Annotated in this window: 24 protein-coding genes and 2 pseudogenes; 19 read left to right on the top strand and 7 right to left on the bottom strand. The window is 62.6% G+C overall.

The window, feature by feature from the left end:
• Nucleotides 1-406 precede the first annotated feature (406 nt).
• From AC1DGP_RS33405 to AC1DGP_RS33395, 3 genes are all read right to left on the bottom strand, one after another.
• Nucleotides 407-619 carry a hypothetical protein gene (locus AC1DGP_RS33405; RefSeq protein WP_476769091.1) on the bottom strand — a complete coding sequence of 71 codons (213 nt, stop codon included), beginning with the start codon at nt 617-619 and terminating at the stop codon, nt 407-409.
• 299 nt (nt 620-918) lie between these two features.
• Nucleotides 919-1,464 (bottom strand): cupin domain-containing protein, encoded by a 546-nt coding sequence (locus tag AC1DGP_RS33400; protein ID WP_476769090.1) that lies wholly within the window; start codon nt 1,462-1,464, stop codon nt 919-921.
• Nucleotides 1,465-2,118: 654 nt separating this feature from the next.
• Complete coding sequence (locus AC1DGP_RS33395; protein WP_476769089.1) at nt 2,119-2,802, bottom strand: GntR family transcriptional regulator; 684 nt, start codon at nt 2,800-2,802, stop codon at nt 2,119-2,121.
• Nucleotides 2,803-3,056: 254 nt separating this feature from the next.
• Here AC1DGP_RS33395 and AC1DGP_RS33390 point away from each other — a divergent pair, with 254 nt between their 5' ends.
• The 6 genes from AC1DGP_RS33390 (at nt 3,057) to AC1DGP_RS33365 (ending at nt 9,644) form a co-directional block, all read left to right on the top strand.
• Nucleotides 3,057-4,439: an aminotransferase class III-fold pyridoxal phosphate-dependent enzyme gene (locus tag AC1DGP_RS33390; RefSeq protein WP_476769088.1), complete on the top strand. Its 1,383-nt coding sequence runs from the start codon at nt 3,057-3,059 to the stop codon at nt 4,437-4,439.
• Between the two features lie 125 nt (nt 4,440-4,564).
• Nucleotides 4,565-5,533: an aminotransferase class IV gene (locus tag AC1DGP_RS33385; protein ID WP_476769087.1), complete on the top strand. Its 969-nt coding sequence runs from the start codon at nt 4,565-4,567 to the stop codon at nt 5,531-5,533.
• Nucleotides 5,534-5,562: 29 nt separating this feature from the next.
• Entirely contained in the window at nt 5,563-6,576 is a 1,014-nt protein-coding gene (locus AC1DGP_RS33380; protein ID WP_476833157.1) for an amino acid ABC transporter substrate-binding protein, read from the top strand.
• A 58-nt stretch (nt 6,577-6,634) separates the two neighbouring features.
• Nucleotides 6,635-7,741, top strand: coding sequence for an amino acid ABC transporter permease (locus AC1DGP_RS33375; RefSeq protein WP_476833155.1), 1,107 nt, complete (start codon nt 6,635-6,637; stop codon nt 7,739-7,741).
• A gap of 8 nt (nt 7,742-7,749) precedes the next feature.
• Nucleotides 7,750-8,868, top strand: coding sequence for an amino acid ABC transporter permease (locus AC1DGP_RS33370; RefSeq protein WP_476769085.1), 1,119 nt, complete (start codon nt 7,750-7,752; stop codon nt 8,866-8,868).
• 80 nt (nt 8,869-8,948) lie between these two features.
• Nucleotides 8,949-9,644, top strand: coding sequence for an IS6 family transposase (locus AC1DGP_RS33365; RefSeq protein WP_476833154.1), 696 nt, complete (start codon nt 8,949-8,951; stop codon nt 9,642-9,644).
• Between the two features lie 65 nt (nt 9,645-9,709).
• On the opposite strand, the gene AC1DGP_RS33360 is transcribed toward AC1DGP_RS33365, so the two are convergent.
• Nucleotides 9,710-10,354: a TetR/AcrR family transcriptional regulator gene (locus AC1DGP_RS33360; RefSeq protein ID WP_476769083.1), complete on the bottom strand. Its 645-nt coding sequence runs from the start codon at nt 10,352-10,354 to the stop codon at nt 9,710-9,712.
• Nucleotides 10,355-10,455: 101 nt separating this feature from the next.
• Here AC1DGP_RS33360 and AC1DGP_RS33355 point away from each other — a divergent pair, with 101 nt between their 5' ends.
• From AC1DGP_RS33355 to AC1DGP_RS33330, 6 genes are all read left to right on the top strand, one after another.
• Nucleotides 10,456-10,860, top strand: coding sequence for a VOC family protein (locus AC1DGP_RS33355; RefSeq protein ID WP_476769082.1), 405 nt, complete (start codon nt 10,456-10,458; stop codon nt 10,858-10,860).
• A 166-nt stretch (nt 10,861-11,026) separates the two neighbouring features.
• Nucleotides 11,027-11,647, top strand: a complete 621-nt coding sequence (locus AC1DGP_RS33350) for a DUF1801 domain-containing protein (RefSeq protein ID WP_476833153.1) — start codon at nt 11,027-11,029, stop codon at nt 11,645-11,647.
• Between the two features lie 126 nt (nt 11,648-11,773).
• Complete coding sequence (locus AC1DGP_RS33345; protein WP_476833152.1) at nt 11,774-12,478, top strand: IS6 family transposase; 705 nt, start codon at nt 11,774-11,776, stop codon at nt 12,476-12,478.
• A gap of 631 nt (nt 12,479-13,109) precedes the next feature.
• Nucleotides 13,110-13,622 (top strand): ribosome hibernation-promoting factor, HPF/YfiA family, encoded by a 513-nt coding sequence (gene hpf / locus AC1DGP_RS33340; RefSeq protein ID WP_476833151.1) that lies wholly within the window; start codon nt 13,110-13,112, stop codon nt 13,620-13,622.
• A 283-nt stretch (nt 13,623-13,905) separates the two neighbouring features.
• Nucleotides 13,906-14,460: a hypothetical protein gene (locus AC1DGP_RS33335; protein WP_476833150.1), complete on the top strand. Its 555-nt coding sequence runs from the start codon at nt 13,906-13,908 to the stop codon at nt 14,458-14,460.
• 128 nt (nt 14,461-14,588) lie between these two features.
• Nucleotides 14,589-16,064: an ABC transporter substrate-binding protein gene (locus AC1DGP_RS33330; RefSeq protein ID WP_476833149.1), complete on the top strand. Its 1,476-nt coding sequence runs from the start codon at nt 14,589-14,591 to the stop codon at nt 16,062-16,064.
• Nucleotides 16,065-16,100: 36 nt separating this feature from the next.
• Here AC1DGP_RS33330 and AC1DGP_RS33325 read toward each other — a convergent pair whose 3' ends face one another.
• From AC1DGP_RS33325 to AC1DGP_RS33315, 3 genes are all read right to left on the bottom strand, one after another.
• The gene (locus tag AC1DGP_RS33325; RefSeq protein WP_476769076.1) at nt 16,101-16,889 is read right to left on the bottom strand and encodes an N-acyl homoserine lactonase family protein; all 789 of its coding nucleotides are present in this window, start codon (nt 16,887-16,889) and stop codon (nt 16,101-16,103) included.
• A 14-nt stretch (nt 16,890-16,903) separates the two neighbouring features.
• Nucleotides 16,904-17,662: an SDR family NAD(P)-dependent oxidoreductase gene (locus tag AC1DGP_RS33320; protein ID WP_476833148.1), complete on the bottom strand. Its 759-nt coding sequence runs from the start codon at nt 17,660-17,662 to the stop codon at nt 16,904-16,906.
• 100 nt (nt 17,663-17,762) lie between these two features.
• Nucleotides 17,763-18,110 (bottom strand): hypothetical protein, encoded by a 348-nt coding sequence (locus AC1DGP_RS33315; protein WP_441509092.1) that lies wholly within the window; start codon nt 18,108-18,110, stop codon nt 17,763-17,765.
• Between the two features lie 201 nt (nt 18,111-18,311).
• On the opposite strand from AC1DGP_RS33315, the gene AC1DGP_RS33310 reads away from it, so the two are divergent.
• From AC1DGP_RS33310 to AC1DGP_RS33280, 7 genes and pseudogenes are all read left to right on the top strand, one after another.
• Nucleotides 18,312-18,512, top strand: a complete 201-nt coding sequence (locus AC1DGP_RS33310) for a MucR family transcriptional regulator (RefSeq protein ID WP_476833156.1) — start codon at nt 18,312-18,314, stop codon at nt 18,510-18,512.
• A gap of 1,837 nt (nt 18,513-20,349) precedes the next feature.
• Nucleotides 20,350-20,487: pseudogene (locus tag AC1DGP_RS33305) on the top strand (IS6 family transposase); the annotation flags it as partial.
• A gap of 365 nt (nt 20,488-20,852) precedes the next feature.
• Nucleotides 20,853-21,878, top strand: a complete 1,026-nt coding sequence (locus tag AC1DGP_RS33300; protein WP_476769074.1) for an amino acid ABC transporter substrate-binding protein — start codon at nt 20,853-20,855, stop codon at nt 21,876-21,878.
• A 65-nt stretch (nt 21,879-21,943) separates the two neighbouring features.
• Complete coding sequence (locus AC1DGP_RS33295; RefSeq protein ID WP_441509072.1) at nt 21,944-23,047, top strand: amino acid ABC transporter permease; 1,104 nt, start codon at nt 21,944-21,946, stop codon at nt 23,045-23,047.
• 19 nt (nt 23,048-23,066) lie between these two features.
• Nucleotides 23,067-24,137 (top strand): amino acid ABC transporter permease, encoded by a 1,071-nt coding sequence (locus AC1DGP_RS33290; RefSeq protein ID WP_476833147.1) that lies wholly within the window; start codon nt 23,067-23,069, stop codon nt 24,135-24,137.
• The gene (locus AC1DGP_RS33285) at nt 24,134-26,236 is read left to right on the top strand and encodes a chorismate-binding protein (protein WP_476833146.1); all 2,103 of its coding nucleotides are present in this window, start codon (nt 24,134-24,136) and stop codon (nt 26,234-26,236) included. Before AC1DGP_RS33290 ends, AC1DGP_RS33285 begins: the two co-directional genes overlap by 4 nt.
• A gap of 244 nt (nt 26,237-26,480) precedes the next feature.
• Nucleotides 26,481-26,735: pseudogene (locus AC1DGP_RS33280) on the top strand (IS6 family transposase); the annotation flags it as partial.

Raw genomic sequence — 26,735 nt, 5'->3', positions numbered from 1 at the left:
CCGGCTGCTCTCTTTCGACCCTTGGAGCTCGGCTCGAACACGCGCCGTCGTGCGGGCGCTGCCATGAAGAACGCTTCCCATAATGCATCCTCCTCCTGACGACTCAGGATCGATGATGCACCATCAGATTTCGGGACTACACATCTAGAAGAGGGCACCCTTTGCGCCAAATTTTCGGGCATTTGGCGAGGTTCCAACGCTTCATCGTATGCTCTCCCGCGCCTGCGCGCGACACGCGCGAACGGTGCGCAATTCTAGCAGGAACTAGCTGGCCGCACCCGCCGAAAGGAAATTTCAGCAGCTGGCGCGGACCAGTTTCGCCCTCGAGCAAGCGGAGGTTCTCACGGAGCCGCAGGCGCCGCCGGCAGGCCGAGCGCGATCGGTTTCGACGACCGCCGTTGCCGCGTCAGGGCGGTACAGGACGATGCAGCCAAGCGACCGTCGCCAACGAGCGGGTGACAGAAACGGCGATCGCGTGAGCGATCTGATGGCAACCCAGCTGCAGGCGGAGCAATCTCCGTGTGAGCCGCCACTTCGCTGCGATACTTTGCGCGGCGGCGACGTCGATGTCGACGATCCGGTCATGGCCGACAAGGTCGTGGCGCTGGTCGAGAAACATTGCTTTGCCCTCGTTCCGTTCGCGAATGGGGACGAGCCGACCACGTCCTTGAAGTGTAGGCAGTATATGGCCCCAGCGTTCTACTAAACCGCATGAGCAATGAAAGCAGGTGGAAATCGATGGCGCTTGGTAGCTGAGGGCGGGCTGGATCATGCCCGCCCGCCCTGCAGACAACGCCGCCACAGACACCTGAACACTCTCGTCTGGGTCATCATCACGCTCGGGTATTGCTCCCACGATCGACGATATTTCCATCAGGTCCGGAGTGCTTCTCCGGTAAACGCCTTTCAGGAACACGTCTAATATGTTGGGGGCGTGATGGCGCTCACGATCTCGCTCGGCTCGTCCGCGGCGTTGCGGAAACGATGCGGCTCGCGGCTATCGAAATAATAACCATCGCCGGGCTGCAGAAGCGCTGTCCGGCCCGACACCGTGACCTCGACCGCGCCGCGGATGACGAGGCCGCCTTCCTGGGCCGAATGAACGAAGGCTTCGCCGGTATCGGCTCCCCGAGGATAGGTTTCATGGAGCATCAGCATTGAGCGGTTAGGGTAACCTGCTCCGATCACGCGATAGGAAATGGCATCCGCCCGGCCGATTTCAGCCATATCCGCTGCGCGGCAAAACGGATCCGTGGGCGAAACCGCATGAAAATCGAGAAAGAACCCCGAGAGGGTCGTCCCTAGTGCGTCGAGGACCGCATGCAGCGTGTTGAGGGAGGGGCTGATCAAATCCCGCTCGATCAGCGAGATCGAGGAGTGGGAGACGCCCGAGCGCAAGGCGACGGCTCGGACGGTCAGCTTTCGGCTCTGGCGGAGTTCTCTCAAACGATCGCCGATCTTCATGTCAGCCCCGTCATTGCGTACGGGATATCAAAGCGCATTCGGTGAGTATCATCAACAGAGCTATGCGCCGACTTGAGCTGTGGAGAAGCTTTCAGCGGATCCCGCTCAACGAATATGGCCTGCTCGCGGACCTGGCGAGCGAGGTCATGCGCCATGTCCGTGGTTTTGCTTCGAACCGCGGCCGGCCCTCGCATCCCGGTCAGTGCTTCGCCTGAGTCCTCGCGGCTGCCAATTTAGTTCTCCTCATAACGAGAGAACCCGTCTGGCCAACGGGAAATTCGCGCATCGAATCTGGCTTGTCGCAATGTCAATTTTCTGGACCTGTTGTTCGCTTGGTTCGGCCCAAAGCTCGATAATCAGGCGCCACTTATAGACCGGGAATTGGCCCCATCAGAAGGTACTTCCGCGATACCGATCGAGACCTCCCCTCTCTCGCGCAGAGTTCGACGAGAAGTCGGGCCTGAGCGCCGCTGATCTGTACGTGCCTCCCCGCATCGAAGGCGTTGTTGAGGGCAATCGGACCACAGACGCGTATCAGGCCCCCCCTTGCCGAGCGGACCGAGTTCGTCACGGAGGACTTGCCGCGGCGGCGAGGCCTGCGGCGACGTGGACCGGCAAATAGGAATAGGTTCGATCCGGTTCGAAAGTCGTTTGCTACAGCGTCCAGCCGAGGCGGGCGTACAGGTAGCGCTGATAGGTCAGGATATCGACGCGGCGCAGGTCGCGGATGCGACCGGGATCGCGCGTATGGACCGCCAGCGCCAGTTCTTCCATGACATGCGTCGAGAACTCCATGAAGTCGGGCTCCTCGTGGACTTTCACGCTGAGGCAGAACGCGATGATCGGCGCATTGCGGACGCGCAGCCGCCGGATCAGCGCCGCCAGCATCGCCGAACCGCAGCGCTCCGCGATGAAAAAGGACCAATCGTGGAAAGCGAGCATGTGCTCGCCCACACTTCCCCCGCGGTAGGCGCTGCGTACAGCCTCGGTCAGCCCCTGCAACGCCTGGAAATCCGCCTCTTGCGCGCGCTGGGCGAAACGCGCCGCCGCCTCGCCCTCGGTCAGTGAGCGCAGCAGCCAGATGTCGTCGCAGACAGTCCGGTCGAGCGCCGGGACCTGGATCCCGCGCGCCGGCGTTATCTCGAGCGCCTCCTCGGCCACCAGCGAAGACACTGCATCGCGAACGGGTTGCATGCTGGTGCCGAAGCCGGTCGCAAGCGACCGCAGCGAGAGTTTGGCGCCGGGATAGAGTCCACCCGAGAGCAATCTCTGCCGCAAGCCCTCATAGACCTGGATCGAGAGCGTGTTGGCGTTCTTTGCGCCATCGCGCTCGATCATGTACCCGCTCGCCTGATCGGGCTCCGGAGACGTCTCAACCTGGGAATGCGGCAGGCGAGCGGCCACGGAAATCACCCCATTCTTGCTTCAACGGCGTGATCACAGCATGCATATGGACACCCGAGAGCATAGACGGACGCTGCACATTTCATGCCCAATCACCGCATACTTTATCATCTGGAGCGAGATTGACGCGGATCGTCATTGCCATATAGTTCTTAATTGTCAACTGTGATCACAGGAAGCTGCATGTCATGAACATCGCCGCACGCCTTTCCAATCATCACTCCGACATGCTGCTGCTGCCCTTCTCGAACCTCAAAAAACTGCGCGAGGAGCGGCCGCTGGTCTTCACCCGTGGCAAGGGCGTCTTCACCTATGACGAGGACGGCAAGGACTATATCGAGGCCGTCTCGACCTTCTATTGCGTGGGCTTGGGCTTCAGCGACGAGGAGCTCATCGAGGCCGCTATCGCTCAGCTCCGCGCGCTGCCGATGTACCCGTCGGGCATCCACAGGACCGTTCCCGTCGTAATGGAGCTCGCCGAGCGCCTGACGCGCGCCGCGCCTATTCCGAACGCCCATGTCATGTTCGCCACGACTGGCTCAGAGGCAAACGACCAGCTCGTCAAGTTCACTTGGTATGCCAATCGCGTGGCCGGCGAGCCCAAGCGGCGCAAAGTCATCTCGCGTCGCGCGAGCTATCATGGCGGCACTATCTTTACGACGGCACTTGGCGGCGGCGCCGCGGTGCAGGAGGCCTTCGGCGTTCCCACCGACGACGTAATCCACGTCACGCACCCGACTTGGCCGCGCGGCGCACTGCCCGGTGAGACGGAAGACCAATATGCGGATCGCCTCGTCGTTGAGATCCGCGACGCCATCGAGGCGGCGGGGCCCGAGACCGTCGCGGCCTTCATCGCCGAACCGCTCTCGGTCTCGGCAGGCATGTTCCCGCCGCCGCGCGGCTATTTCCCCAAGATTAAAGCTCTGCTCGTTGACTACGGCATCCGGATGTATTCCGACGAGGTCGTGACCGGTTTCGGCCGCACCGGCACGATGTGGGGCTGCCAGAACTTCGATTTCCAGCCCGACTGCCTCAGCACGGCCAAGCAGCTTTCCGGTGCCTATCAGCCGATCTCGGCCGTGGTGATGTCGGACGAATTTTACAACGAGTTGGAGGCCGGTTCGGAAACAGCGGGCATCTTCAACCACGGATCGACCTATGGCGCTCATCCGGTCGCTGCGGCCGTTGCGCTTAAGGTTCTCGACATCTTCGAGCGGCGCGACATTCTCGGCCATATCGGCTCCGTCGCGCCCGTCTTCGCCAAGGGGCTCGCGGCGCTTGAAGATCACCCTCTCGTTACGTCCACCCGGGCCCTCGGCCTCGCCGGGGCCATTCAGGTCGCACTGCCGGGCTCCGGGAGTGGTGCGGATGCCGCGCCCTCGCTGGTACCGGGCGGCATCGCAACTCAGATCTACGACGCGGCGCTTGCCGCAGGTGTAGTCCTGCGCCCGCTGCAAGGCTGCCTCGTGCTGTCGCCGCCGCTGATCATCACCGAGGCAGAACTCGATGAGATGTACCGCCGGATAAGGATTGGCCTCGACGCCGTGCTTGCCGAGCTGCCGACCGCTTGACATCGCCGTCGTGCCCGGAGCCGGGCGCGGCGCGAATTTTGCCAAACTTTTCAGCGGCCCTCCGGCACATGACGGAGGATTCCGCTCGCTGCCCGTGATCCGAAACCGCGACGAAGAGGTCCAGGATGAACGTCACCGCTTCCACCTTCGCATCAACCGACGCCGCCCGCTGGGCGAGCGGCGCAGCCTTCATCGACGGCGCCTATATGCCGATCGCCGAGGCCCGCATCCCGATCACCGACTGGGGCTTTCGCCGCTCGGACGTGACCTACGACGTGGTTAGCGTCTGGGACGGGAATTTCTTTCGGCTTGACGACCATCTCAAGCGCTTCCGCACCTCGATGGAAGCGATGCGGCTCATCCCGCGCGAGAGCGACGACGAGATTCGCCGCATCCTGCACAAGCTCGTGGCGCTGGCTGGTCTCCGGGAGGCCTATGTCGCCATGGATTGCCTGCGTGGACGCCCCCTCCCCGGCACGCAATATCACCCCAAGAACGCGCGCCCGTATCTCTGCGCCTACGCCATTCCCTTTGTCTGGCTGATGAAACCGGAGGTGATCGAGCGCGGCGCCCATATGATCGTCGCCTCGACCCCGCGCATCCCCGAGGCTTCCGTCAACGCCCGGGCGAAGAACTTCCACTGGGCCGACATGACGGCCGCCCTGTTCGAGGCGGACGAGAGGGGCGCGGACAATCCGATCCTGCTCGACGCCGCCGGCAACGTCACGGAAGGGCCGGGCTACAACGTCTTCTGCATCACCGAGGGCGTCGTCGTAACGCCAGACCGCAACGTTCTCGGCGGCATCACGCGCCTCTCCGTCATCGAGCTCTGCGCCCAACTCGGACTGCCCTGCGAGGTTCGGGACGTGCCCGTCGAGGAGCTGCGCAACGCCGACGAGATCCTCGTCTCCTCGACCGCCGGCGGCCCGATCGGGGTGAGCCGCCTCGACGGTCGCATCCTCAACAACGATCGTCCCGGCCCCATCAGCCAGAAGCTGCGCGAGACCTACTGGGCCAAGCGCAAGGACGGCTGGCATGCCGAGCCGGTTCGATACGAAGCCGCCCGTCCCGAAGAAGAAGGATCGTCACCGTGAATAAAGCAGATCGGACCATCTTCAAGACGATGCTGTCCGCCCTCGGCGCCGCGCTGCTGAGCACGGCCGCCTCCGCCCAGACGCTGCCGGCCCCGGGGCCGACGGCCGAAGCCATCAAGAAGCGCGGCGAGTTGGTCTGCGGCGTCGACAGCGGCATTCCCGGCTTCGCCTACCAGGATTCCGGGGGCGCCTGGAAAGGCTTCGACGTCGACTACTGCCAAGCGCTCGCCGCTGCGGTTCTGGGCGACCCGAAGAAGGTAAAGTATGTTGGCACCACCGCCAAGGTCCGCTTCACAGTGCTACAGTCCGGCGAGATCGACGTGCTGATCCGCGACTCGACCATGACCTTCGCCCGTGACATCGGCCTCGGCCTGACCGAGGTCGCAGTCAATTTCTACGCCGGCCAGGGCTTCATGGTGCGCAAGAGCCTGGGGGTTAAGACTGCAGCGGAGCTGAACGGCTCCACAATCTGCATGATCACCGGCGCAACGCTCGAACTCAACATCGCCGACTTCGCCCGCTCCAAAGGCACGACGATCAACTCGCTGCTCTTCGAGAAGTCGGAGGAAGCCTTCGCCGCCGCAGAGGCCGGTCGCTGCGACGGCTATTCGGACGATACCGGCTCGCTCGCCGCCGCCCGCTCCACCATGAAGGTGCCGGACGACTGGATAATCATGCCCGAGGTCATCTCCAAGGAACCGCTCGGCCTCCATACGCGCGACGGCGACTATCGCTGGTCCGACATCGTCTTTTGGGTCGACACGGCGCTGAAGACCGCCGAGGAGTTTGGAATCACCAAGGCCAATGTCGATGAGAAGAAGAAGTCCGAGGACCCCTTCGTGCGCCGCCTGCTCGGGCTCGAGGGCGATTTCGGCAAACAACTGGGCATCGACAACGAGGGCTTTTACAGGGCCATCAAGGCGGTCGGCAATTACGGCGAGATCTACGACGTCCATTTCGGCCCCAAGGCGCTCGGCCTGCCGCGCGGCTTGAACAATCTCTGGTCGCAGGGTGGCCTGCACTATCCTCTTCCGTTCCGGTGAGATCGCCGGCATGGCTCGGACCAAAACCACATCCGGCAGCAACGCCGCGCTGTGGCCCATGAAATCATCCCACGCCCTGCTCTGGCAGGGCGTGGTCCTCGGTATCGCCCTGCTCGTCCTGATCTGGTTCGGGCACAATGCGGCGAGCCATCTCGCGCGCCGCAACATGGAGTTGGACTTCAGTTTTTTATGGCGCCCGGCCGGCTTCGCCATGCCGTTCCAAATCACAAACTTCAGGCCGACGGACAGCTACGCCATGGCGTTGGTCGCGGCCTTCTCAAATACGCTGCTCGTTTCCGCGCTCGGCGTCGTCACCACCACTGTCCTGGGCCTCGCGCTCGGGGTGATGCGTCTCTCTACCAGCTGGCTGATGCGCAGCGCCTCGGGCGCCATCGTCGAGCTGATCCGCAACACCCCGCAGCTCCTCCAGATCGTCTTTTGGTATGTCGGCGTGCTCCAGCTCTTGCCGCAGGCCCGCCAGAGCCTGTCCTTGGGAGGCCTGTTCTATCTCAATATCCGCGGTCTGTTCCTGCCCTATCCGCTGGCGGGCGACAGGACACCCCTGATCGCTGCCCTCCTGGTGCTGAGCCTCGTCCTCGTACCGCTGCTGTGTCACTTCCTGCCAATGCGGCGCAAGGGCACGCGCTGGCTCTGGCTGGTACCGCCCACCCTCTTTGCCGCACTGGTGGCGAGCTTGTCGGGCTGGAGCGCTCCGACGCTCAAAGGTTTCAACTTCACGGGCGGAATGGTGATGCCACCGGAGTTCGTCGCGCTCTGGGCCGGGCTTTCGCTCTACAGTGCCGCCTTCATCGCTGAGATAGTCAGGGGTTCGGTCGAGGGCGTCGCCAAGGGCCAGCGCGAGGCGGCCTACAGCCTGGGGCTGAAGCCTTGGCCGACGCTCCGGCTGGTCATTCTGCCGCAGGCGCTCAGAGTCATGATCCCGCAGATGACCAACCAGTATCTCAACCTGATCAAAAGCTCCTCGCTCGGCGCGGCCATTGCCTATCCGGAGATCGTTCAGATCTTCGCCGGCACGGTGCTCAACCAGTCGGGCCGTGCGATCGAAGTGATGGTGATCCTCATGGGCGTCTTCCTCGCTGTCAATCTCTTGGTCTCGGCGGGGCTCGCGCGGCTGAACGCCCGGTTCGCGCTTAAGGAACGTTAGGAAGCACGATGCCGAGCGCCGAAACGACCTCCATCGTCACTGTCGTCCCAAGGCACCCCAGCCCGCAGCTTGCTTCGGCAACGGCGATCATTCGCCGCTGGATCCGGACGAATCTCTTCGGCTCGTTTCGCGGGGGGCTGGTGACGCTCCTCACCGTTGCGCTGCTCGTCGTGCTGGTGCCGCCACTCCTGCGCTGGTTCGTCACCGATGCCGTGCTCCAAGGTCGGAGCCGCTCGGTCTGCGGCACCGGCGCCTGCTGGGCCTTCGTCACCGACCGCATCGACATGTTCCTCTTCGGTCGCTATCCGGCGCCGGAGCGCTGGCGCGTCAAGCTTGCTGGGCTTGTCCTGCTCGTTTTTGCTGTCGCGGCCGCCTGGCCACGCAATCCGCGCCCGGTGCTTTCCGTACTGCTTCTTGTCACGCTCTGCCCTCTCATCGCCGGCACGCTACTGCTCGGTGGCGTCTTGGGCCTGCCAGTCGTTCCCACCGACCAATGGGGCGGCCTCTCGCTCAACGTGCTGCTGACCTATGCGACGGTCGTGATCGCGCTCCCGATCGGCATCGTTCTGGCGCTCGGCCGGCGCTCAAGCCTGCCGGCGATCAGCTGGCTCTGCACCGGCTTTATCGAGCTGCTGCGTGGCGTGCCGCTTCTCGCCGTGCTGTTCATGGCCATGGTGATGCTGCCGATGTTCTTGCCGGAGGGCACCAGCTTTGACCGGCTGCTGCGCGCCATCGTTGGACTCTCGCTCTTCGTCGCCGCCTATCTTGCCGAGGTCGTCCGGGGCGGGCTGCAGGGCATCGATAAGGGGCAATACGAGGCCTCCGCCTCGCTCGGCCTTAGCTACTGGAACGCGCATCGTCTCATCGTGTTGCCGCAGGCCTTCCGGCTGACCGTGCCGGGCATCGTCAATACGGTGATCGACCTGTTCAAGGACACTACACTCGTCTCGATCATTGGCCTGTTTGACCTGCTCGGCATCATCGGGCAGGCGCTAAAGGACCCGAACTGGCTGGGCCTCGGCCGCGAGGGCTACGTCTTTGCTGCCGGGGTCTTCTTCATCTGCTGCTACGCCATGTCCCTTTACAGCCGCAGCGTCGAGCGTCGGATCGCACAGGCACGGCATTGACCCGAGGCCTGACTGAACCATCGGCATTGTCACGGCGTAGCGGAGTTGTTGCGCCTCGATCGGGTTGGTAGCCATTGAGCATGGCAAAGATCAGTTACAGCGGTTATCGCTTGCCCCCCGCGATCATCCAGCAGGCAATCTGGCTGTATCTCCGGTTCACCCTCAGCTTCCGCGACGTCGAGGATCTGCTGGCCGCGCGCGGAATTGCCGTGTCCGACGAGACGGTGCGCCGCTGGGTGAACCATTTCGGACCCAAGATCGCCGCCAATCTCCGCCAACGCCAACCAAAGCCTCACGCCACATGGCACCTGGACGAGGTCTATCTCAAGATCGACGGTCGCCTAGTCTATCTTTGGCGGGCCGTTGACTCCGAAGGCGAGGTCCTGGACGTCCTGCTTCAGGCAAAAAGAAACAAGAGCGCCGCGCTGAAAGTGCTGCGCAGACTACTCAAGAAGCATGGCTTCATACCGGAGCGCTTGATCACGGATGACCTGCGTTCATATGGAGCGGCAGTCCGGGATCTTGGGATCTCGGATCGGCATCGACGCGGTCGCTGGTGCAACAATCGCGTGGAAAATTCGCATCAGCCGACACTACGACGAGAGCGCAAGATGCAGGGTTTCAAGAGCCCGGGTTCAGCCCAGAGATTTCTCTCGACTCACGCAGCCACCTCCAACACCTTCAACGTCCAGCGCCATCTCATTTCCGCGAAGACCCACCGAGCTTTTCGCTCTTCGGCGATGGCGGCGTGGTGGGCGACCGCCGCGGCCGCCTGATCGAGATCGTCAACCAGTGTTGTCGCGTCGATCGTTCGACAACGTGACAATGCCCGCGTGGGCGACTACGCCGAAGGCTTCGCCGGCTCGCCATAGGCGACGAGGAATGTTTCGACCGTCGCGTCTGCGTGGCCTTCAAGCTCGGCTTGGGAGCGCGGATTCTTGTTACCCGTGAACATCGCCTCGTTCATGGGAATCCAGAGCAACATTCCAAAGAAATGGCTCGCGGCCAAATACGGGTTGGGTGTACGAAGAAGCTGCCGGTTTGTCAGCTGCTGGAAGCAGGTCGCCATCGAGGCAATCATGCGCTCGAACCCTTTTTCATACCAGTCGCGGCCGAGCTGAGGCATTCGATCGGCGTTGGCGATGATGAGGCGTCGCAGCTTCAACCGCTCTTCGTCCATCAGCGTCGACATGAAGCGTCGAGCGACCTTCTGCAGTCCCCCCGTCATGAATTCCGCCTCGGTAAGCAACGCGGCGACCGCATCAAAGGTTTCGGTAGCCTGAGCGGCCGACGCGCGAATGACCTCGCCAAAGAGCGTCTCCTTGTCGACGAAATGCTTGTAGACCGTCTGTTTGGAGACGCCGGCCTTAGTAGCGATCTCCTCCATGCTCGTTCCATCATAGCCCTGGCTCACGAACGCCACGGTGGCCGCGTGGATGATATCACGCTCCTTGCGCGCCGATCGGGTTTCGCCATCAACCTTCATGCCATCCCCACTTCGGTACTAGACGGTTCCGTTCCGCATGTGATAGGCAAAGACATAGTACTAGACCGACCAGTACTCCGCCTGAGGAGCGAACCAGATAAATGGTTAGGATGATTTTCGTAAATCTGCCAGTGCGCGATCTGCCGGCGGCGACACGCTTCTACCTTGCTATCGGAGGCGCGTTGAATCCGCAGTTCTCGAACGACAAAGCCAGCTCCGTGATGTTCTCGGACTCGATCGGGGTCATGCTGCTGACCCACGACCACTACCGACAGTTCACCGCGCGGCCGATCGGGGACCCCAAGCGCGAGAGCCAGATGCTCATCGCGCTCACCGCTGACAGCAAGGACGAGGTGGACGCCACGATCGGAAAAGGTGTGGCGGCCGGCGGCCGCGCCGATCCGAATCCAGCCCAGGACCTCGGCTTCATGTTCAACCGCCACATCGAGGACCCAGACGGGAACGTTTGGGAGGTTCTGTGGATGGACCCCTCCGCCATGCAATAGCGGCCACGCGCGCCGAGGCGGCCCAGCTCCATCGATTTGGACGAAAGCGCCAATGCAAACCTGGGTCTCTGGCCCGGCGCTCCGATCTTCAAGGAAGAAGCGCGAGCAAGGCGCGCTCGATCCTCGAAACCACCCATAGATCATTCGATCAAGAGGCGAAGTCAGGATGCCTGGTCCAGAACCCAAGGTCGACGCGTACGCCGAAGGCGTCGAAGCGTTCGCCAAGCCGATCCTGGCGCATCTACGCGGCGTTGTCCGCTCGACCTGCCCGGAGGTTGTCGAAACCTTGAAATGGGGAAACCCCCATTTCGACTACCGAGGCGAGATGATGTGCATTTTTGCCGCCTACAAGTCGCATTGCGCCTTTTCCTTCTGGAAAGGCTCGCTGATGAGCGACCCGCGGCTCAAGGCGAGCGTCGATTTGCCGGCGTCCAAACGCTTCATGGGGAAGTTGACGAGTCTCGCGGATCTCCCTGTCGACGCCGAGCTTATCGCTTGGGTCCAGGAGGCCATGTTGCTCAACGAGCAACGCGCGAAGGTCGCGCCCCGTAGGTCATCCGCGCCCGCCAAGGCTGTCGTCGCGTCTCCCGCTTTCGTCGACCGCCTTGCGGCTTCCCCATCGGTCAAGACGATATTCGAGAGCAAGTCGACGTCGTTCCAGAAAGAATACGTTGTCTGGATCGCCGACGCGAAAACCGAAGCCACGCGCGACAAGCGGATCGACGAGGCGCTTGCCTGGATCGCCGAAGGCAAGGGCCGGTTCTGGAAATATGCGAAGGGCGGCTGAGGGCTTTCGCCCCCACTGGAGACAGCCGATCAGCGAGCGCGATCCGAATGGAAATCGTCCACGGCTGGCGTTGCGGCGTTGTCACGTTAACTCCGGCGTGGCGGCAAACCGTGTAGGTGGACTGGCATGAGCCAGCCCTGCGTCAGCTACAAACGCCATCGGTTCCCACCGGCGATCATCGCTCATGCGGTGTGGCTGTACTTTCGCTTTCCCCTGAGCTTGCGCCTGGTGGAGGAGATGCTTTTGGAGCGCGGCATTACCGTCTCGTATGAGACGCTGCGGCGCTGGGCGTTGAAATTCGGGCGGGATTACGCCCGCCACCTCAAGCGCAAAAGGCCGAGCCGCCGCGACCTCTGGCACCTCGACGAGGTCGTCGTCACCATCGCCGGCCAGAAGCACTGGCTGTGGCGCGCAGTCTATCAGGACGGCTATATCCTCGATGAGATCGTGCAGACGCGACGCGACACCAAGGCAGCCACGCGCGTGCTGAGGCGCCTTCTCAAGAAGCGGGGCTGCCCGCCCCGGCGCATGATCACCGACCAACTCGGCTCCTATGCCGCCGCCCGGCGCCAGATCATGCCGGCGATCGAGCATCGCGCGTACAAGGGCCTCAACAACCGCGCCGAGAATTCGCACCTGCCTCTGCGACGACGCGAGCGGGCGATGCAGGGCTTTCGCTCCCCGGGAGGTCTGCAACGGTTCGTCGCCGTCTTCTCCGCCGTCCGCAATCAATTCGTTCCGCCCCGGTCCCGTCGCACCGCCCTGGCCACCCATCTGCATCGCCTAAACGCCATGGCGCGCTGGAAAGCCGTGGCTGGCGTCGCGGCCTGAGCCTGTCATCAGGCCGAATGCTCCTCTTGCCGCCTGCCGGCAGTTAACGTGACAACGCCCCGAAGACACGACCGCTCCCACGACCCTCGCCGCGCCAAAGAAATCCCCTTGATCAAAGGGCGCCGTCCAGACATGACAACGCCTCCGCGCCACACAGCGTAACCTATCCCGTCAATCAGCATCTCCCATCGCCGGTGAAAAGCCAGGGTGTCAGCCGACGCTCGAAGCTGCACTACGTGGGTCAGTGAGATTCCTTTGGCGCGCTAATCCGAGCTCGGATGCGATCCTGATCGGAGGCCTCGAGGCCGCTACAGACAGCGCCAGCGAGCGTCATCGTCCGCGCCCGCCTTCGGCAACAGCCTCTTGAGTTAGGTATCAGCCTCGTCAGCCTGAAAGGATAGTCGCAGCTTTTGATACACCGCCTGCTGCTGCCCCCCGCAATCTCGCTACAGATATTCTTGGCCGAAGGACCTGGCGCCCCCTGATAAGCTCAGCATGCAGAGAACGATGGCCCGCCTCGGTTGTCCGCTCTGGGATCGGCAAATTTTACGCTCTTGCATTCGGGGTCAAAGCTTGAAACCCTGGTCGTTCGTGCTGCGGTTGGGTGGGGAACCCCTAACGGAGGAAGCCGATGCGGCGACTAGCGATGGACAAGCCGATCATGGTCTCAGGCCATAATGTCGAGCTTGGGGACGCGCTCCGCGAATTCGCCGAGCGCAAGATCGAAGAGACCGCCGGGAAATATTTCGGGCGGATCACCGAGGCGACGGTGCAATTCAAGAAGACGGGGGCCTTCTACGCCTGCGCAATCCGGTTCCGCTCGCGTGGCATGCAAAACCTCGCCGCCGAGCACGAGAACGTAGAAATCTACACTGCCTTCAACATCTGCCTCGAAAAGCTCTCGAAACAGCTTCGCCGCGCCAAGCGCCAAATGCGCGAGGACAAGGCGCAGCGTCCCGACAAGGTCGCCATGGTGAATGAAGGGCTGCGCGCACCGCCGCTTCCGGCCTCCGATCTCGGCGAGGAGGAGAGCTACAATCCCGCCGCCGTGCCCACCGATCCCTATGCAAAGGCACTGATGCAGGCGAGCAAAGCCGACATCGAAGCCCGCCACACCGATCCCCGCCGGGAAGCAGTCGAGTAACGCCCGACCCTACGAGGGGTCAGAACAAGAGCTGCTCAAAATCTTACGCTAAGGTCGAACGGAGCATGAACATCATGCGGCGGTCGAATTAGTGCTGGCAGGACTTGCCACGGCGCCAGTCTCGGGATGGGTAGCCGACTGTGAAGCATCGAGACGTGGCTGTGCCACATTCTTCGACAGACAGGAGAACCGTTCCGGAGGCTCGCAAATAGCACTGTACAAACCAGTTCCAATTGGCACAATCTCTGCTTCCAGCTTTCGTCCTCAGTGTTTTGAGCAAGGCATGCAGCGGCGGGCCATCTTCGTCACCTCTCCGCTCAAGGCTGAGCCTGTCCCTCGCATCCACCAAGCTGCCGGGTTCGAGGCCGAGGTTGCCTTCAATCCGGATCTGGTGCCGCCGACGCGTCACATCGCCGACCGCAAGATCGTTTTATCGTTCCAGCGAAAATCGGAACGGGAAGCACGCTGGCGAAGTCCCCCTGCCCGTGGGGCGATCCTCTTGGACTTTCCCGCTGGCCTTATCGATAGTGACATCGTCATCAGCACCAGTCGCGGCGTCCATGCCAAGCCGTCGGCTGAATTCGCCATGATGGCGATGCTGATCCGATGTGAAGCGTCATTCCTACCTGAGCCCCGCAGTAGCCCAAGACTGAGCTGGCAGACTGCCCAGTCGAGCGAGAACTTCGGACGGTGGCGAGGCTGTGATTGGCCGGCTTGGATTGATTGTGCCGAGTGGCCTTCCGTAATGAACGACGTCCCGACTGTCATTCCATTTTTGCAGATAATCCGCTTTTCCGCAGTGGACGGCTTCGAAAAATCTTTGGAGGGCGAACAATGAGCAAAGGCGAGCGGGGCATGTTGATCAATAGGTTTCTAGGCGCAGCATCTTTGGCTTTGGGGCTCGCCGCGGCCACGCTGGCGTCGGCTCAGACCCTGACTGTGGGCGTACGTGCAGGTCCGGAATCGATGGACCCACATTTCAGCGCGCTCGGTGTCCATGTCGAGGCGCTCAAGCATGTCTTCGACACGCTGGTCAAGTCCAACGAGAAGCTGCAGGTCGAGCCGGGGCTAGCCGAGTCATGGAAGCCGGTCGATGCAACCACTTGGGAGTTCAAGCTCCGCAAGGGCGTGAAATTCCACGACGGCTCGGATTTCACCGCAGAGGACGTGAAGTTCTCGATCGAGCGCATCGCCAATGTCACCGGCCCCAATCCGGCGACGCTCTACACCCGACGCGTCAAGGAGGTGAAGATCGTCGATGCCTTCACCGTCCATCTGCTGACCGAGGGCGCCGCGCCGACCCTGCCCAACGATCTTGTCAGGCTGTTCATCGTTTCTTCCAAGGCGGCTGCCGGTCTCAATCGCGAGACCTCAAACGAAGCCTTCAACTCCGGAAAGGCCGCGATCGGAACCGGGCCCTATAAACTCGTCTCCTGGACCCCGAAGGCTGATCTGACGCTCGACCGCTTCGACGGTTATTGGGCCGGCCCGCAGCCCTGGCAGCGGGTCGTGCGCAAGGAGATCGCCAATGACGCGGCGCGCGTTGCTCAATTGCGCGCTCGACAGGTCGACATGATTGCGCGCGTTTCGGCCAACGACGTCGCCTCGCTGCAGAAGGACGCCAAGCTCAGCGTACCGACGCAGGACACCATCTTCGTCTTCCTGCTTGATTTCGATCTACGCGAGAAGACGCCGCAGGTCAGCGCCAAGGATGGCTCAGCACTGCCCGCAAACCCGTTCCGGGATCCGCGCGTGCGCGAGGCGATCGACCTCGCCATCGACCGTGGCCAGCTTGGCGAGATCGCGATGGACGGCATGGGTTCGCCGGCGACGCAGCTCGTCTCGCAGGGCATATTCGGCTACAATGACAACATTCCCGCCACCAAGGCCAACCTAGAGCGTTCGCGTCAGTTGCTTAAGGAGGCCGGCTACCCCAATGGCTTCAAGTTCACCCTGAGCTTTACCGTGGATCGCCTCCCGGGCGACCGCGAAATCGGCACGACACTGGTCCAGATGCTGGCGCGGGTCGGAATCGACGTCGCCGCCAACGGCGTTCCGGTCTCCATCCTGTTCTCGGCCCGACCACGAGGCGAGCTGTCGGCGACCATGGCCGGCTGGGGCACGATAACCGGGGAGGCCTACTACACCTATTCGGCCATCGCCCATTCCAACGATCCCGCCAAGAAGCTCGGCCAGTTCAACTGGCGCGCCTATGCCAACCCGGAGGTCGATCAGCTGATCGACGATGCTGGCGGAGAGCTCGACGATGCTAAGCGCCGCGACATGCTGAACAAGGCCGCTGGCCTCTTCATGAAGGATCGGGCGACGCTGCCGCTGACCGTAATCAAGTATGCTTGGGCCGTCTGGAAGGATCGGGCCCAAACCGTGCGACTACGCAGCGACGAGGAGACGCTGGCGATGGACATCGTGCCTGTGAAGTGAAAAGCCGACACTGGTAGTTTCAATCGTTGCGCGGAGTCAGTCGAGCCGCGCGACGATCCCCTTGGCGGCTTCGGAGGCTGCCGGAAACCGCTCCATGATCTGCGGATCATGCCCCGGGATCACCAGCCGGGGATCACTGGCGAGTTCGCGCAGGCGCTTGAAGCCTTCCAGCGTTGCGCCGACATTGTAGATCCACGGGAACGGGATATCCCGCTCGAAATTCTCGAAGAAATGGGTCGCGTCCGAAGCGAGCACGAGCCAGCCCTTTCGCGTCTTCACGCGCACAACCTGCTGCCCCTCGGTATGGCCGCCGACGCGGTGGAGCGTGATCCCGGGTGCGAGCATGCCCTCGTCCGTGTGATAAGCGACGCGCCCTTCGAAGAGCTTGCGCACCGTCGCGGCGATGTCCTCTGGATCGTACCCACCGCGCAGCATGCCGTGGCACATGCACGGGCCGGTGGCATAGGCCATCTCCGACGTCTGGAGATGAAACCGCGCCTGCGGGAACAGATGCTGGTTGCCGCAGTGGTCGTAGTGCAAATGCGTCAGCACAACGTCGCGAATGGACGCGGGTTCGATGCCGAGGAGCGCGAGCCCTTCACTCGGACAGCGCAGATGTTGGCGGCCGCGGGTGCGCGCTACATCGGCATTGAAGCCCGTATCAACGACGACAGCGCCTGACGGACCCTTGATCACGAAGACGAAGTAGTCAAACGGCATCGGCCCGTCATGGGCATCGCCACCCAGGAAATTCTCGCTGCGCCTGCGCGCCGCGTGGTGGGCGAAGCGGATGGCATAGACCTCGTGAATCGGCAGATCGGTCATAAGCGCAGCCTCGATCAGGTGATGGTCAACCCGCCATCGACTGTGATGGTCGAGCCTGTGATATAGGACGCTCCCTCGCCCGCGAGATAGACGACGGCCCCTGCGACGTCCTCGGGGAGCCCCGCGCGGCCCACGGGGACCGGCGCGAGCTTGCGGGCGCGAAACTCCGGATCAGCGAGCATGTGCCGATTGATATCAGTCTCGATCGTACCCGGAGCGACGAGGTTGACAGTAATACCGTGAGGCGCGAGCTCGAGAGCCATGGCGCGGGCCAACATCATCACGCCGCCCTTAGTCGCGACATAATGGGCAATGTCAGGGTTGGCATGCGCCTGGTTAACCGACGAGACCATGATGATCCGGGCCGGCCTGCGGTGGCCGATCATGAGCTTGGCGGCTTCCTGCGAGCAGGCGAAATAACCCTGCAGATTCACAGCGTGGATACTGGCCCAGTCCTCGTCAGTGATGTCGAGGAAAGGCTTTCGCTGGATCCTGGCGGCGTTGCACACGAGGATGCCGAGACCGCCCAACGCCTTGTCCGCCTGCCTTACTGCGGCGCGGGCGGCGGACGCATCGCCCATATCGGCATGCACGAGCACCGTGTTTCGGCCGAGTGCGCGGATCTCCGTGGCGAGCGTCTCGGCGGCCGATTCACTTCGGTACCAGTGAAGCGCGACGTCCGCACCTTCGCGCGCCAGCGCCAGCGCAATCCCGCGCCCAATCCCTTGGCTGTCGGCCCCGGTCACCAAGGCGGTCGTCGATGCAAGTGCCACAACTTATCCTATCAGCTTTTGCCATTATCGGAGATCAGGAGGACCGCCGCGAGCCTACATGTGCGTCGGTGTGACTTGCCAATCCGTTATGGTTGCGGGTTCAATCCGTCAGTCGGATGGACTTCTCGCTGCACAGATCGATGAGGTCACTATCGCTCTCGACCTCGTCGCTGAACTTGGCAAGGACGGAGTAGCTGCAGCCCGTGGGCTTGTTCAGCTTGAGGGCAATGCTCTTGCCGGGCCCGAGCGGCTTGGTGAGCTTGGCGATCAGGCGCGGCTGCTCGCCCGACGTCGTGATTTCCAGGGAAGCCAGTGGCGCGGTACGCGCGTTCGTCACCTTGACTTGAGCCGGCGGCTTGGGTGATTGGGCGACCGCGGGAGCAGTCGCGAAGCAAACGAATAGGCCGGCGCCGAACAGGCCGGCAGAGATAACGGGCTTGAATTTCATTGTCGTTTCGTTCCCCGAATAGCGAGCTTGAAACGCTCTTGCATATCTCACAACGGCCTTTCGGCGAAAACAAGCAGTCAAAGAGGCTTGGAATGCCGGTAGCAGGTTGCGCCCGGCAGTCGAGTAGAAGCTGTCACCGTTCGATGCATGGATGAGCGGCGAAGCGCTCCTGTCGAGGAGAAGCGTGAACCCGCGGTTTAGATCAAGAAGTCAGTCGCACCCAATGATCTGATCTGCTTGAATGATGGCCGGAAATTCAAGGGCCTCAAACGTCGTCTGCTGACGTCTTACAATCTGTCGCCTGGCGATCACGCCAGAGGCCGTGCCTGCCGCTCTCGACCCAACTGCGTCTCACGGGCATTCTTGTGGATGTTCATCCGGTCCTCCTTCGATGGAGACTGAAGCTTCGCAACCTCAGCTTCCTCGCTCGGGACCGGATGGACAACCTATTGAGAGCTCACACCTAGGGAATTTGCAACAGAACCCCTCGAAGAGCTTGTGCAGTCAGGGGCGATCTCAGACATGGGGCCTGACGTGCTTCGTCATGTTGCGGTGCCGGGACTTGGCGATGTTCATTTCTTCCCTGACGCGGGCGGGCGCTCTGGCCAGCGGCGCGTCCTTCGTCCGATCCCAACGCGCCGGCCAGCACGGCCAGGGCCTTGGCCTCGCCTTCGCTGAAATGGACGATCACCTGGAGCGGGGCATGCGTTCTTGGGTGCGTGAGCGTGTCAGATATGGCGGCACGGTCCTTGCGCCGTTTCTGAGTCGTTCGCGGGACGTTCTTCCGCACTGGCAACATCCTGCCAGTTACGGACAGCGCTGTTCTTATCTGTTCGGGTCTGTTCGGTTGGCGGGGATGTTCGCTGTGAGCGGGCGCATCACGAACGCCGATGCCGCACGTCCACGTCTTGCCGTTCTCTTCATTCCGATCGCCTCTCCTCTCCCGTCCCTCGAAGCACGAGCGTGTCGAGGATACGACGCGTCCATCTGAACGCTCCGGAGCAAATCCCTGCACAGAACCTCCGGCCGTGAAAGGCGAGCCGCCGGTGCTTCGTGAAAAGGGGCTTCTACAATGCCGCGCAGGTTCTGTTGCGATCGCCGGTAGGCGCGGCGGATATCGCACCATTCCCGTAACAATGCCGCCTAGAATCTAAATCCGTCCATCGCAGTGCAGTTTGCGATTCTCGCCGCGGCGTGAACGGGCGAATGTCCAGATCCTATGGCGCCCAGGGAATTGCGTCCGACGACACCCACACCATCCGCCGAGCCGCTCCCGATCATCGTGACGCTTCCCTTCGCGATGTCGCCGCCAAGCTGGCGTCGCACCCCGACGAGGTTGGCCCGGTTTCGTCAGCAGGATCTGTCGCGAGCTGCAGCGCCGCCACTTCGACCCGTCAGATTTCAGTCGGAAAGTATGGGCGCGCAGCGCCAGCGCAGCCATGATTACCCATGGTAATTTGCCTTGGTTGTCGAGCCCGACAGAGATTTTGCCGTGACGTTTTTCTTTGCGTAGGGCTTGCCTGATCTTTAGCGGTTAATAATACTCTGATTCGGAATGTTATTAACCGGTAAGGGACCTCACAGCATGGGCAATGGACCGTCACCCCTGCAGAATGACATTCTTGCGCTGCTGGCGGTATGGCCTGCCTATGTTCATGACGCAACGGCGACGCAGCTCCATATAGGCGACTGGGCACGACCTCGCGATATCATCACCGGGCTCGGTCGGCCGGAAAGTGCTGTCACGAGCGCCTCAGTCTCGCGGGCACTGGCGCGGCTAAGCGAACGCGGGCTGGTGATGCGGGCCGCCGGACAGCCTGCCAGCGTCGGTCGGGCGTTCCGCTATGCCCGAATCCGCGCTCCGATTCCTTAACGGCACTCGAGGAAGTACGGACGGTGACGCAGCGGATTCCGTTGCATCACCGCCTCAATCTCGGAGCGTCAACGAAGTCGACGCGGTGGAGCAATGCGCTGCATGTGGCGACGGCATCGCACGGGACAGCGAAGTTCCTCACTTGGCGGGGCAGAATGAACACTACCTCTTCAATCAGATAATGGCGTTTCGGTTGGGAAAGGGTCAGCGAGATGCGCTATATGGCACGTGCCGGCATCGTCACGCCGTAGCGGAGTTGTTGCGCCTCGGTCGGGTTGGTAGCCATTGAGAATGGCAAAGATCAGTTACAGCGGTTATCGCTTTCCACCCGCGATCATCCAGCAGGCAATCTGGCGCAAGACACAAGGTTTCAAGAGCCCAGGTTCAGCCCAGAGATTTCTCTCCACTCACGCAGCCCCCTACAACACCTTCAACGTCCAGCGCCATCTCATTTCCGCCAAGCCCCACCGAGCTTTTCGCTCTTCGGCGATGGCGGCGGGGTGAGCGGCCGCCGCGGCCGCGTGATCGAGATCGTCAACCAGTGTTGTCGCGTGGATCGTTCGACGACGTGACAAGGCCCAAGTGGCGTTTCTTCCCGGCGAGGGCATGGGCGGCGCTGCCAATCACTGGACCGGCCAGAGCGGGCCTTGGGCGGACTACCATCCGAGCCAAAGGACCCGTCTACCTACCGGCTTCCGGAGGACATCTATGCCAGCATTCAGGTGAATGCGATGGAAAGCGAGCAAGTCCTTTGAGGCTTCGTCAAGCGTGGATCGCCAAAGGCACGGGCCGATCGAGCAATGCTTGCGTTGCCGGATTGGTCTGCCTAAACGTGCGCTCGCGGTCGTGATAATCGGGGAATTCATGCGATGAGATTATGTGAGCTTGCCGTGGCTGCGGCCCTCTTGGTCGCCTCGATGCTGAACCATGCAAACGCCGGCACGCTGGACAGCGTGAAAGCGCGTGGCACGCTCAATTGCGGCGTGGGTGAGAGCTTCCCAGGCTTCTTCGCCGCTGATGCGTCGGGTCGCTGGAGCGGCCTCGATGTCGATTTCTGCCGAGCCGTTGCGACCGCGGTTCTCGGCGATCCGGAAAAAGTGAAATACCTGCCCGCAACGCCGGCTGCGCGCTTTGCCCAGCTTCAGTCGGGCCAAGTGGATATCTTGTCGCGCTCCGTCACTTGGATCATGTCACGCGAAGCCGGGCTCGGCCTTTCGTTCCCCGGCATCACTTTTTTCGACGGTCAGGGCTTTCTCGTCCGCAAATCGGCTGGAATCAAGAGCGCCCGCGAGCTGGAGGGCGCTACGATCTGCACTCAGACTGGGACGACGACCGAGCGAAACCTCGCGGACTACTTCCGCCAGCACAACATGAAGTATAAGCCGGTGGTGTTCGAGCAGGCCGACCAGGTTGTCGCCGCCTATGAAGCCGAACGCTGCGATGCCTTCACGACCGACAAGTCGACGCTTTCGGCACGCCTCGCGAAGCTGAAGGAGCCAAGCGCCCATACCATCCTGCCCGAGACGATTTCGAAAGCTGCCAACGGCCCTGTGGTTCGCCAGGGCGACGACCAGTGGGCGAATCTCGTGCGCTGGACGCTGAACGCGGTGATCGCGGGCGAAGAGCTCGGCGTGACCGCGGCGAAGGTGGATGATCTCGCGGCCAATGCTACAGATCCCGAGATTCGCCGGCTTTTGGGCGCCGACAGCGACCTCGGCAAGCTGATCGGCCTCGACAAAGACTGGGCCGCGCGTGTCATTAAGGCCGTCGGCAACTACGGCGAGATGTACGAGCGCAATCTCGGGCCGAAAGGCGCGATCGTCATCCCGCGCGAAAACAGCCTGAATCGCCTTTGGCGCGATGGCGGCCTGCTGTTCTCGCCCTCCTTCCAGTGACGTCTGGCGACCAGCGGTGAATTGATTCCATGGCGGCCGCTTTTGGAGGTGCAGGCAAGAGCTTCATGCGTCGCCATGGGATCGAGTACGGTGTCTATGCGGCGACGGCGTGCGTCGTCGGGACGCTCGCCGCCATGGCGATTTTCACGCTTCGGGCTCGCGGCATTCATGCAGGTTTCGGCTTTCTCTGGGATACGGCCGGCTTCGACATCAGTTTCGGCCTGATCCCGTTCGATGCGACGAAGAGCTATGCCCGCGCCTTCCTCGTCGGCCTGCTGAATACGCTCGTCGTTTCCGCATTGGCGATTGGGCTGGGAACAGGTCTTGGGCTGGGCCTGGCGATCGCTCGCCTGTCCAGGGATCCCCCGTTGCGCGCCGCAGCGACGGCGGCGACGGAGCTCGTACGTAATACGCCGCTGCTGCTGCAGCTGTTCATCTGGTACTTCATGGTGTTCGGCGCGCTGCCGCCCGTCAGACAGTCGCTTCATATCGGCAGCTTTGCGCTGCTCAACAATCGCGGAATCGTGGTTGCGGCACCGGGACTGAATTCCGTCGCCTGCCTTTGTCTGAGTGCAGGTGCGGCATCGATCTTGACGGCTGCCATGGCGCGGCGTCTGCCAGCGACTCTCGGCTTTCTCCAGCGATCTGCGACCAAGGCTGTCCTCGCCATAGGAGGGCTTCTCCTCCTTCTCGCAGGCGTCACCTGGGCCGATTGGGAGCTGCCAGTTCAGCGTGGCTTCAACGTCACCGGCGGCTTCACTCTGCCTCCGGAATTCGCCGCGCTGGTCACTGCGCTCGCAATCTACGCCGCGGCCTTCATCGGAGAAGCGTTTCGGAGCGGTGTCCTTTCCGTGCCTGGTGGCCAGTGGGAAGCAGCCCAGGCGCTCGGCCTCGGCCGCTTCGCCACCTTGCGGCTGATCGTTCTGCCGCAGGCGATCCGTGCTGCCCTGCCGGCACTTGGTAATCAGTTCGTCAATGTCGTGAAGGCCTCGTCGCTGGCTGCGGCCGTCGGGTTTCCCGACCTGATGCAGGTGTTCGGCAAGACCACGCTCAATCAAACTGGACAGGCGGTCGAGGTGATCAGCATCACGATGGCGGTGTATCTCGCGATCAGCCTCGGGATCTCCGGCCTGGTTCATCGCAGTGAAACCAGACGCTGGCGCGCGTGACCGAGACCCCGGCTTCCCCATGTCCGTGACGACGTCCGATTTGCCGCCGCCATCACGCGCGAGCCGGCGATGGGGCACAGGAGGCATCCTACTGCTCGCGGCGATCCTGGTTGCCGGAGTTCTCCTCGGCCCGAAACTGTTTCGCTGGGCCTTGCTCGACGCCGTGTTCCCATGGAGCGAAGCGGCGAGTTGCGATGGCCCCGGCGCCTGCTGGCTCTTCATTCGCGAGCGGCTACCGCAATTCATCTACGGCTATTATCCCGCGCCCTCCCGGTGGCGGCTGAACGTCGGTTTCCTTCTGCTGTTCGCTTGGCTAGCCCTGCCGCTGCTTCCCCGCATCCGCCGGCGAGCGGCCGTGACCGTGACGGGTGCCGCGATCGGGATCGCTGCCGCCTTCATGCTGGCGGCCGGCGGTGTGTTGGGCCTGGCGCCTGTGGAAACCGATCAGTGGGGCGGCCTCTTCGTGACGGCGCTCCTATCGATTACCGCAATGATCGTGTCGCTGCCGGCCGGGATTATTCTGGCGCTGGGCCGCCAGGCCGCCAGCCCCCTCTGGCGCGGGTTGGCGAACATGACGGTCGAAGTCATCCGCGGCGTCCCGCTGCTCGCCATTCTCTTCATGGCCGTGGTGCTGCTGCCGCTCTTCGTTCCCGGTGGAGAGGGGATCGGCCTGTTCACGCGCGTGGTGGTCGGCCTGTGTCTCTACGCCTCGGCCTACATGGCCGAGGTAATCCGGGGTGCGTTGCGCACGATCCCGGCAGGGCAGGCCGAAGCGGCCCGTGCTCTCGGGCTCGGCTATTGGCGCTGCCTGAGCCTCGTCGTACTACCGCAGGCATTGCGCGCCGCTCTGCCCAACATCGTGAGCACCTTCATTCAGGTGCTGAAGGATTCGACGCTGGTGCTCGTGGTCGGCGTTTACGACCTGCTCGGCGTCGTGCAACTCACCGTTTCCGAACCGAAATGGAATAGCTACTCGGCAGAAGCCTATCTCTTCGCCGGCCTGTTCTTCTTTGCGATCTGCTTCGGCCTCTCAAGGGTGGCCGCCCGGATCGAACGGCATCTCGACTACAATCGGACATCATCGACGTGATTCACAGCTTCGCAACCCCATCCGGAATCGTCATCACGCGGGCCGAGGAAACGATCAGCGCGCCTGAGGGGCTCGACGCACTGATCGATACCCTCGGAGCGCGGCAGGGCCTGCTATTACGCTGCAATTTCGCGTTTCCAGGGCGCTACGGACCGCACTGGCTCGGGTTCGTCGACCCGCCGCTTCGGTTTTCCCTCCGCTCGTATCGCCTATCCTGCCGGGCACTGAACGAGCGCGGCACCGTTATCCTGCCGGCCCTCGCCGCCGCTTTGGCGCGTGGAGGCGTCGCCGATCTCGAAACGGGCCTGGATGCCGTCGAGGGCCGTCTCGTCAACGGCGAGACACTGTTCGAAGCCCTCCGAAGCCTTGTCGCCGGGTTGAGTTCGGACGACCCGCATCTTGGTCTCTTCGGCCCCTTCGGCTTCGACGTGGCGTTTCATACGCTGGGGCTGGAGAAACGTGCCCGGCAGCAGGCCGACCACGATGACATGGTCCTCTATCTGCCGGACCGTATCGTCGCCGCCGACCATCCCGAGACCGGCCAGGCCAAGATCATCACTTACGACTTCGCCCTGGGCGCTCGTTCGACGCAGGGGCTCCCGCGCACTGGAAGCGTCTCCACTTCTGCCGCGCCGATGCGGGTGGCCACCACGAGGCCAGAGCAACCCTATGCAGACATGGTGCGCAAAGCGGTCGAAGCCTGCCGCTCGGGCGAACTGTTCGAGGTGGTTCTCGCGCAAACTTTCAGGCGTGAGATGTCAGCGGGGCCCAATGCCCTTTTTCGACTGCTCGATCGCGTCAACCCCAGTCCCTATGAATTCCTGGCTAATCTTGGCACCGAAGCACTGGTCGGCGCCTCGCCGGAAATGTTTGTGCGCGTCGACGGCAGACGTGTCGAAAGCTGTCCGATTTCGGGAACGGTCCGACGGGGGGAAGATGCCGCAGCTGACGCCGAACAGGCGCTCGAACTCCTCAACTCGCCCAAGGCCGCCGCAGAGCTCACCATGTGCACGGATATCGACCGTGACGATAAGGCCGGCTTGTGCGAGATCGGCTCAATACGCCTTCTCAGTCGCCGCCAGATCGAAACTTATTCGCATCTGTTGCATACGGTCGACCACGTCGAAGGGCTTCTTCGTCCCGACCGTGATGCGATCGACGCATTTCGGGCGCATGTCTGGGCGGTGACGCTCACGGGTGCGCCTCGCCGCGAAGCGATCGCCTTCATCGATGCCAACGAAGACGTCCCGCGGCGCTGGTATGGAGGCGCCATCGGGCGGCTCGGCTTCGATGGTCGGCTGGACACCGGCATTGTCCTGCGCTCGATGCGGCTTGCCGATGGAGCGGCGGAAATAACCGTCGGTGCGACGATTCTGCATTCATCCGATCCGGCAGACGAGGAGCGCGAAACCGTAACGAAAGCCGCCGCGCTCCTGCGTACGCTGGACCTCGCATCGGAACAGGCTGCGCGGCCCGAGGCCGTTCCCGCGGCTCCGCACGCTGTCCAAGGAGACCGGGCCACGCGGATACCGGTCACCATTCTGGGCGGTGCGCCCTTCGCTCAGACCCTGGAAGCCCTGCTGGCATCGGCCGGAGCCGACGTTACCCTACAGCCCTTAGCCGCGGGATCGCGGAGACAATGCAGCGGCGGAGTCTATGTCGTCTCCCCCGACCTATCGGACGGGGCGCTCGATACCGCGCGCGAAGTTCTCGCGGAACTCCTCGCCGCCGGACGCCCGGTCCTGGCCCTCGGTCAGGGTATGGTTGCGCTGGCCCAACTGTTCGGCGCCAAGGCCGCATTGGCAAACACCCCACGCCACGGGGAACGTGAGTTGGCGCGACCTTTGGCCGACTCATGGCTGTTGTCGGGCACCGCAAAGCCGCTCGTCGTCGGCTGCTACCACCGCCACGTCATCACGTCGGGCCAAGCTCTAGCTCCCTTGCGGGAAATCGCTCGCAGCGATGCCGGCGAAGTGCTGGCGCTGGAGCACGGGACACTTCCCGTTGGCGGTTTGCTGTTCCGGCCGGAGTCACTTCTCACTCGGGATCCGAAGAAACTAGTTCATGCATTTCTTCAACGCGCTAGTCTAGTTGGGTAATTTTTAGTGACAGGAAAAACATGGCGTCGCGTGCGCGTAGCATTGGGCACAACCGCGCGAATGAGCGATCGCCCGAGATCTTCCAGCCCCTGCTGACCATATATGTGTTCTGAACTCGGGTTCAGCCCAGAGATTTCTCTTCACTCACGCAGCCACGTACAACACCTTCAACGTCCAGCGCCATCTCATTTCGGCGTCGTCACGTTAACTCCGGCATGGCGGCAAGCGGTGTAGGTGGGCGTGCATGACCCTGCCGGCCATCAGCTACAAGCGCCATCGGTTCCCACCGGCGATCATCGCCCATGCGGTGTGGCTGTATTTCCGCTTTCCCCTGAGCCTTCGCCTGGTGGAGGAGATGCTTCTGGAGCGCGGCATCGCCGTCTCCTACGAGACGGTGCGGCGCTGGGCCTTGAAGTTCGGGCGGGATTACGCCCACCGCCTGAAGCGCAAGAGGCCGAGCCGCCGCGACCTTTGGCATCTCGACGAGGTCGTCGTCACC

It is taken from the genome of Allobosea sp. 05T433 (genome assembly GCF_056396065.1).
Note: the sequence above shows the minus strand (reverse complement) of the source record. Positions and strands in the feature narration are given on the sequence as shown.

What these genes read in the sequence shown, in the direction of transcription:
- AC1DGP_RS33405 (WP_476769091.1), bottom strand. Translation starts at nt 619, where the DNA reads ATGTTTCTCGACCAGCGCCACGACCTTGTCGGCCATGACCGGATCGTC.
- AC1DGP_RS33400 (WP_476769090.1), bottom strand. Translation starts at nt 1,464, where the DNA reads ATGAAGATCGGCGATCGTTTGAGAGAACTCCGCCAGAGCCGAAAGCTG.
- AC1DGP_RS33395 (WP_476769089.1), bottom strand. Translation starts at nt 2,802, where the DNA reads ATGATCGAGCGCGATGGCGCAAAGAACGCCAACACGCTCTCGATCCAG.
- AC1DGP_RS33390 (WP_476769088.1), top strand. Translation starts at nt 3,057, where the DNA reads ATGAACATCGCCGCACGCCTTTCCAATCATCACTCCGACATGCTGCTG.
- AC1DGP_RS33385 (WP_476769087.1), top strand. Translation starts at nt 4,565, where the DNA reads ATGAACGTCACCGCTTCCACCTTCGCATCAACCGACGCCGCCCGCTGG.
- AC1DGP_RS33380 (WP_476833157.1), top strand. Translation starts at nt 5,563, where the DNA reads ATGCTGTCCGCCCTCGGCGCCGCGCTGCTGAGCACGGCCGCCTCCGCC.
- AC1DGP_RS33375 (WP_476833155.1), top strand. Translation starts at nt 6,635, where the DNA reads ATGAAATCATCCCACGCCCTGCTCTGGCAGGGCGTGGTCCTCGGTATC.
- AC1DGP_RS33370 (WP_476769085.1), top strand. Translation starts at nt 7,750, where the DNA reads ATGCCGAGCGCCGAAACGACCTCCATCGTCACTGTCGTCCCAAGGCAC.
- AC1DGP_RS33365 (WP_476833154.1), top strand. Translation starts at nt 8,949, where the DNA reads ATGGCAAAGATCAGTTACAGCGGTTATCGCTTGCCCCCCGCGATCATC.
- AC1DGP_RS33360 (WP_476769083.1), bottom strand. Translation starts at nt 10,354, where the DNA reads ATGAAGGTTGATGGCGAAACCCGATCGGCGCGCAAGGAGCGTGATATC.
- AC1DGP_RS33355 (WP_476769082.1), top strand. Translation starts at nt 10,456, where the DNA reads ATGGTTAGGATGATTTTCGTAAATCTGCCAGTGCGCGATCTGCCGGCG.
- AC1DGP_RS33350 (WP_476833153.1), top strand. Translation starts at nt 11,027, where the DNA reads ATGCCTGGTCCAGAACCCAAGGTCGACGCGTACGCCGAAGGCGTCGAA.
- AC1DGP_RS33345 (WP_476833152.1), top strand. Translation starts at nt 11,774, where the DNA reads ATGAGCCAGCCCTGCGTCAGCTACAAACGCCATCGGTTCCCACCGGCG.
- hpf (WP_476833151.1), top strand. Translation starts at nt 13,110, where the DNA reads ATGCGGCGACTAGCGATGGACAAGCCGATCATGGTCTCAGGCCATAAT.
- AC1DGP_RS33335 (WP_476833150.1), top strand. Translation starts at nt 13,906, where the DNA reads ATGCAGCGGCGGGCCATCTTCGTCACCTCTCCGCTCAAGGCTGAGCCT.
- AC1DGP_RS33330 (WP_476833149.1), top strand. Translation starts at nt 14,589, where the DNA reads ATGGACCCACATTTCAGCGCGCTCGGTGTCCATGTCGAGGCGCTCAAG.
- AC1DGP_RS33325 (WP_476769076.1), bottom strand. Translation starts at nt 16,889, where the DNA reads ATGACCGATCTGCCGATTCACGAGGTCTATGCCATCCGCTTCGCCCAC.
- AC1DGP_RS33315 (WP_441509092.1), bottom strand. Translation starts at nt 18,110, where the DNA reads ATGAAATTCAAGCCCGTTATCTCTGCCGGCCTGTTCGGCGCCGGCCTA.
- AC1DGP_RS33300 (WP_476769074.1), top strand. Translation starts at nt 20,853, where the DNA reads ATGAGATTATGTGAGCTTGCCGTGGCTGCGGCCCTCTTGGTCGCCTCG.
- AC1DGP_RS33295 (WP_441509072.1), top strand. Translation starts at nt 21,944, where the DNA reads ATGCGTCGCCATGGGATCGAGTACGGTGTCTATGCGGCGACGGCGTGC.
- AC1DGP_RS33290 (WP_476833147.1), top strand. Translation starts at nt 23,067, where the DNA reads ATGTCCGTGACGACGTCCGATTTGCCGCCGCCATCACGCGCGAGCCGG.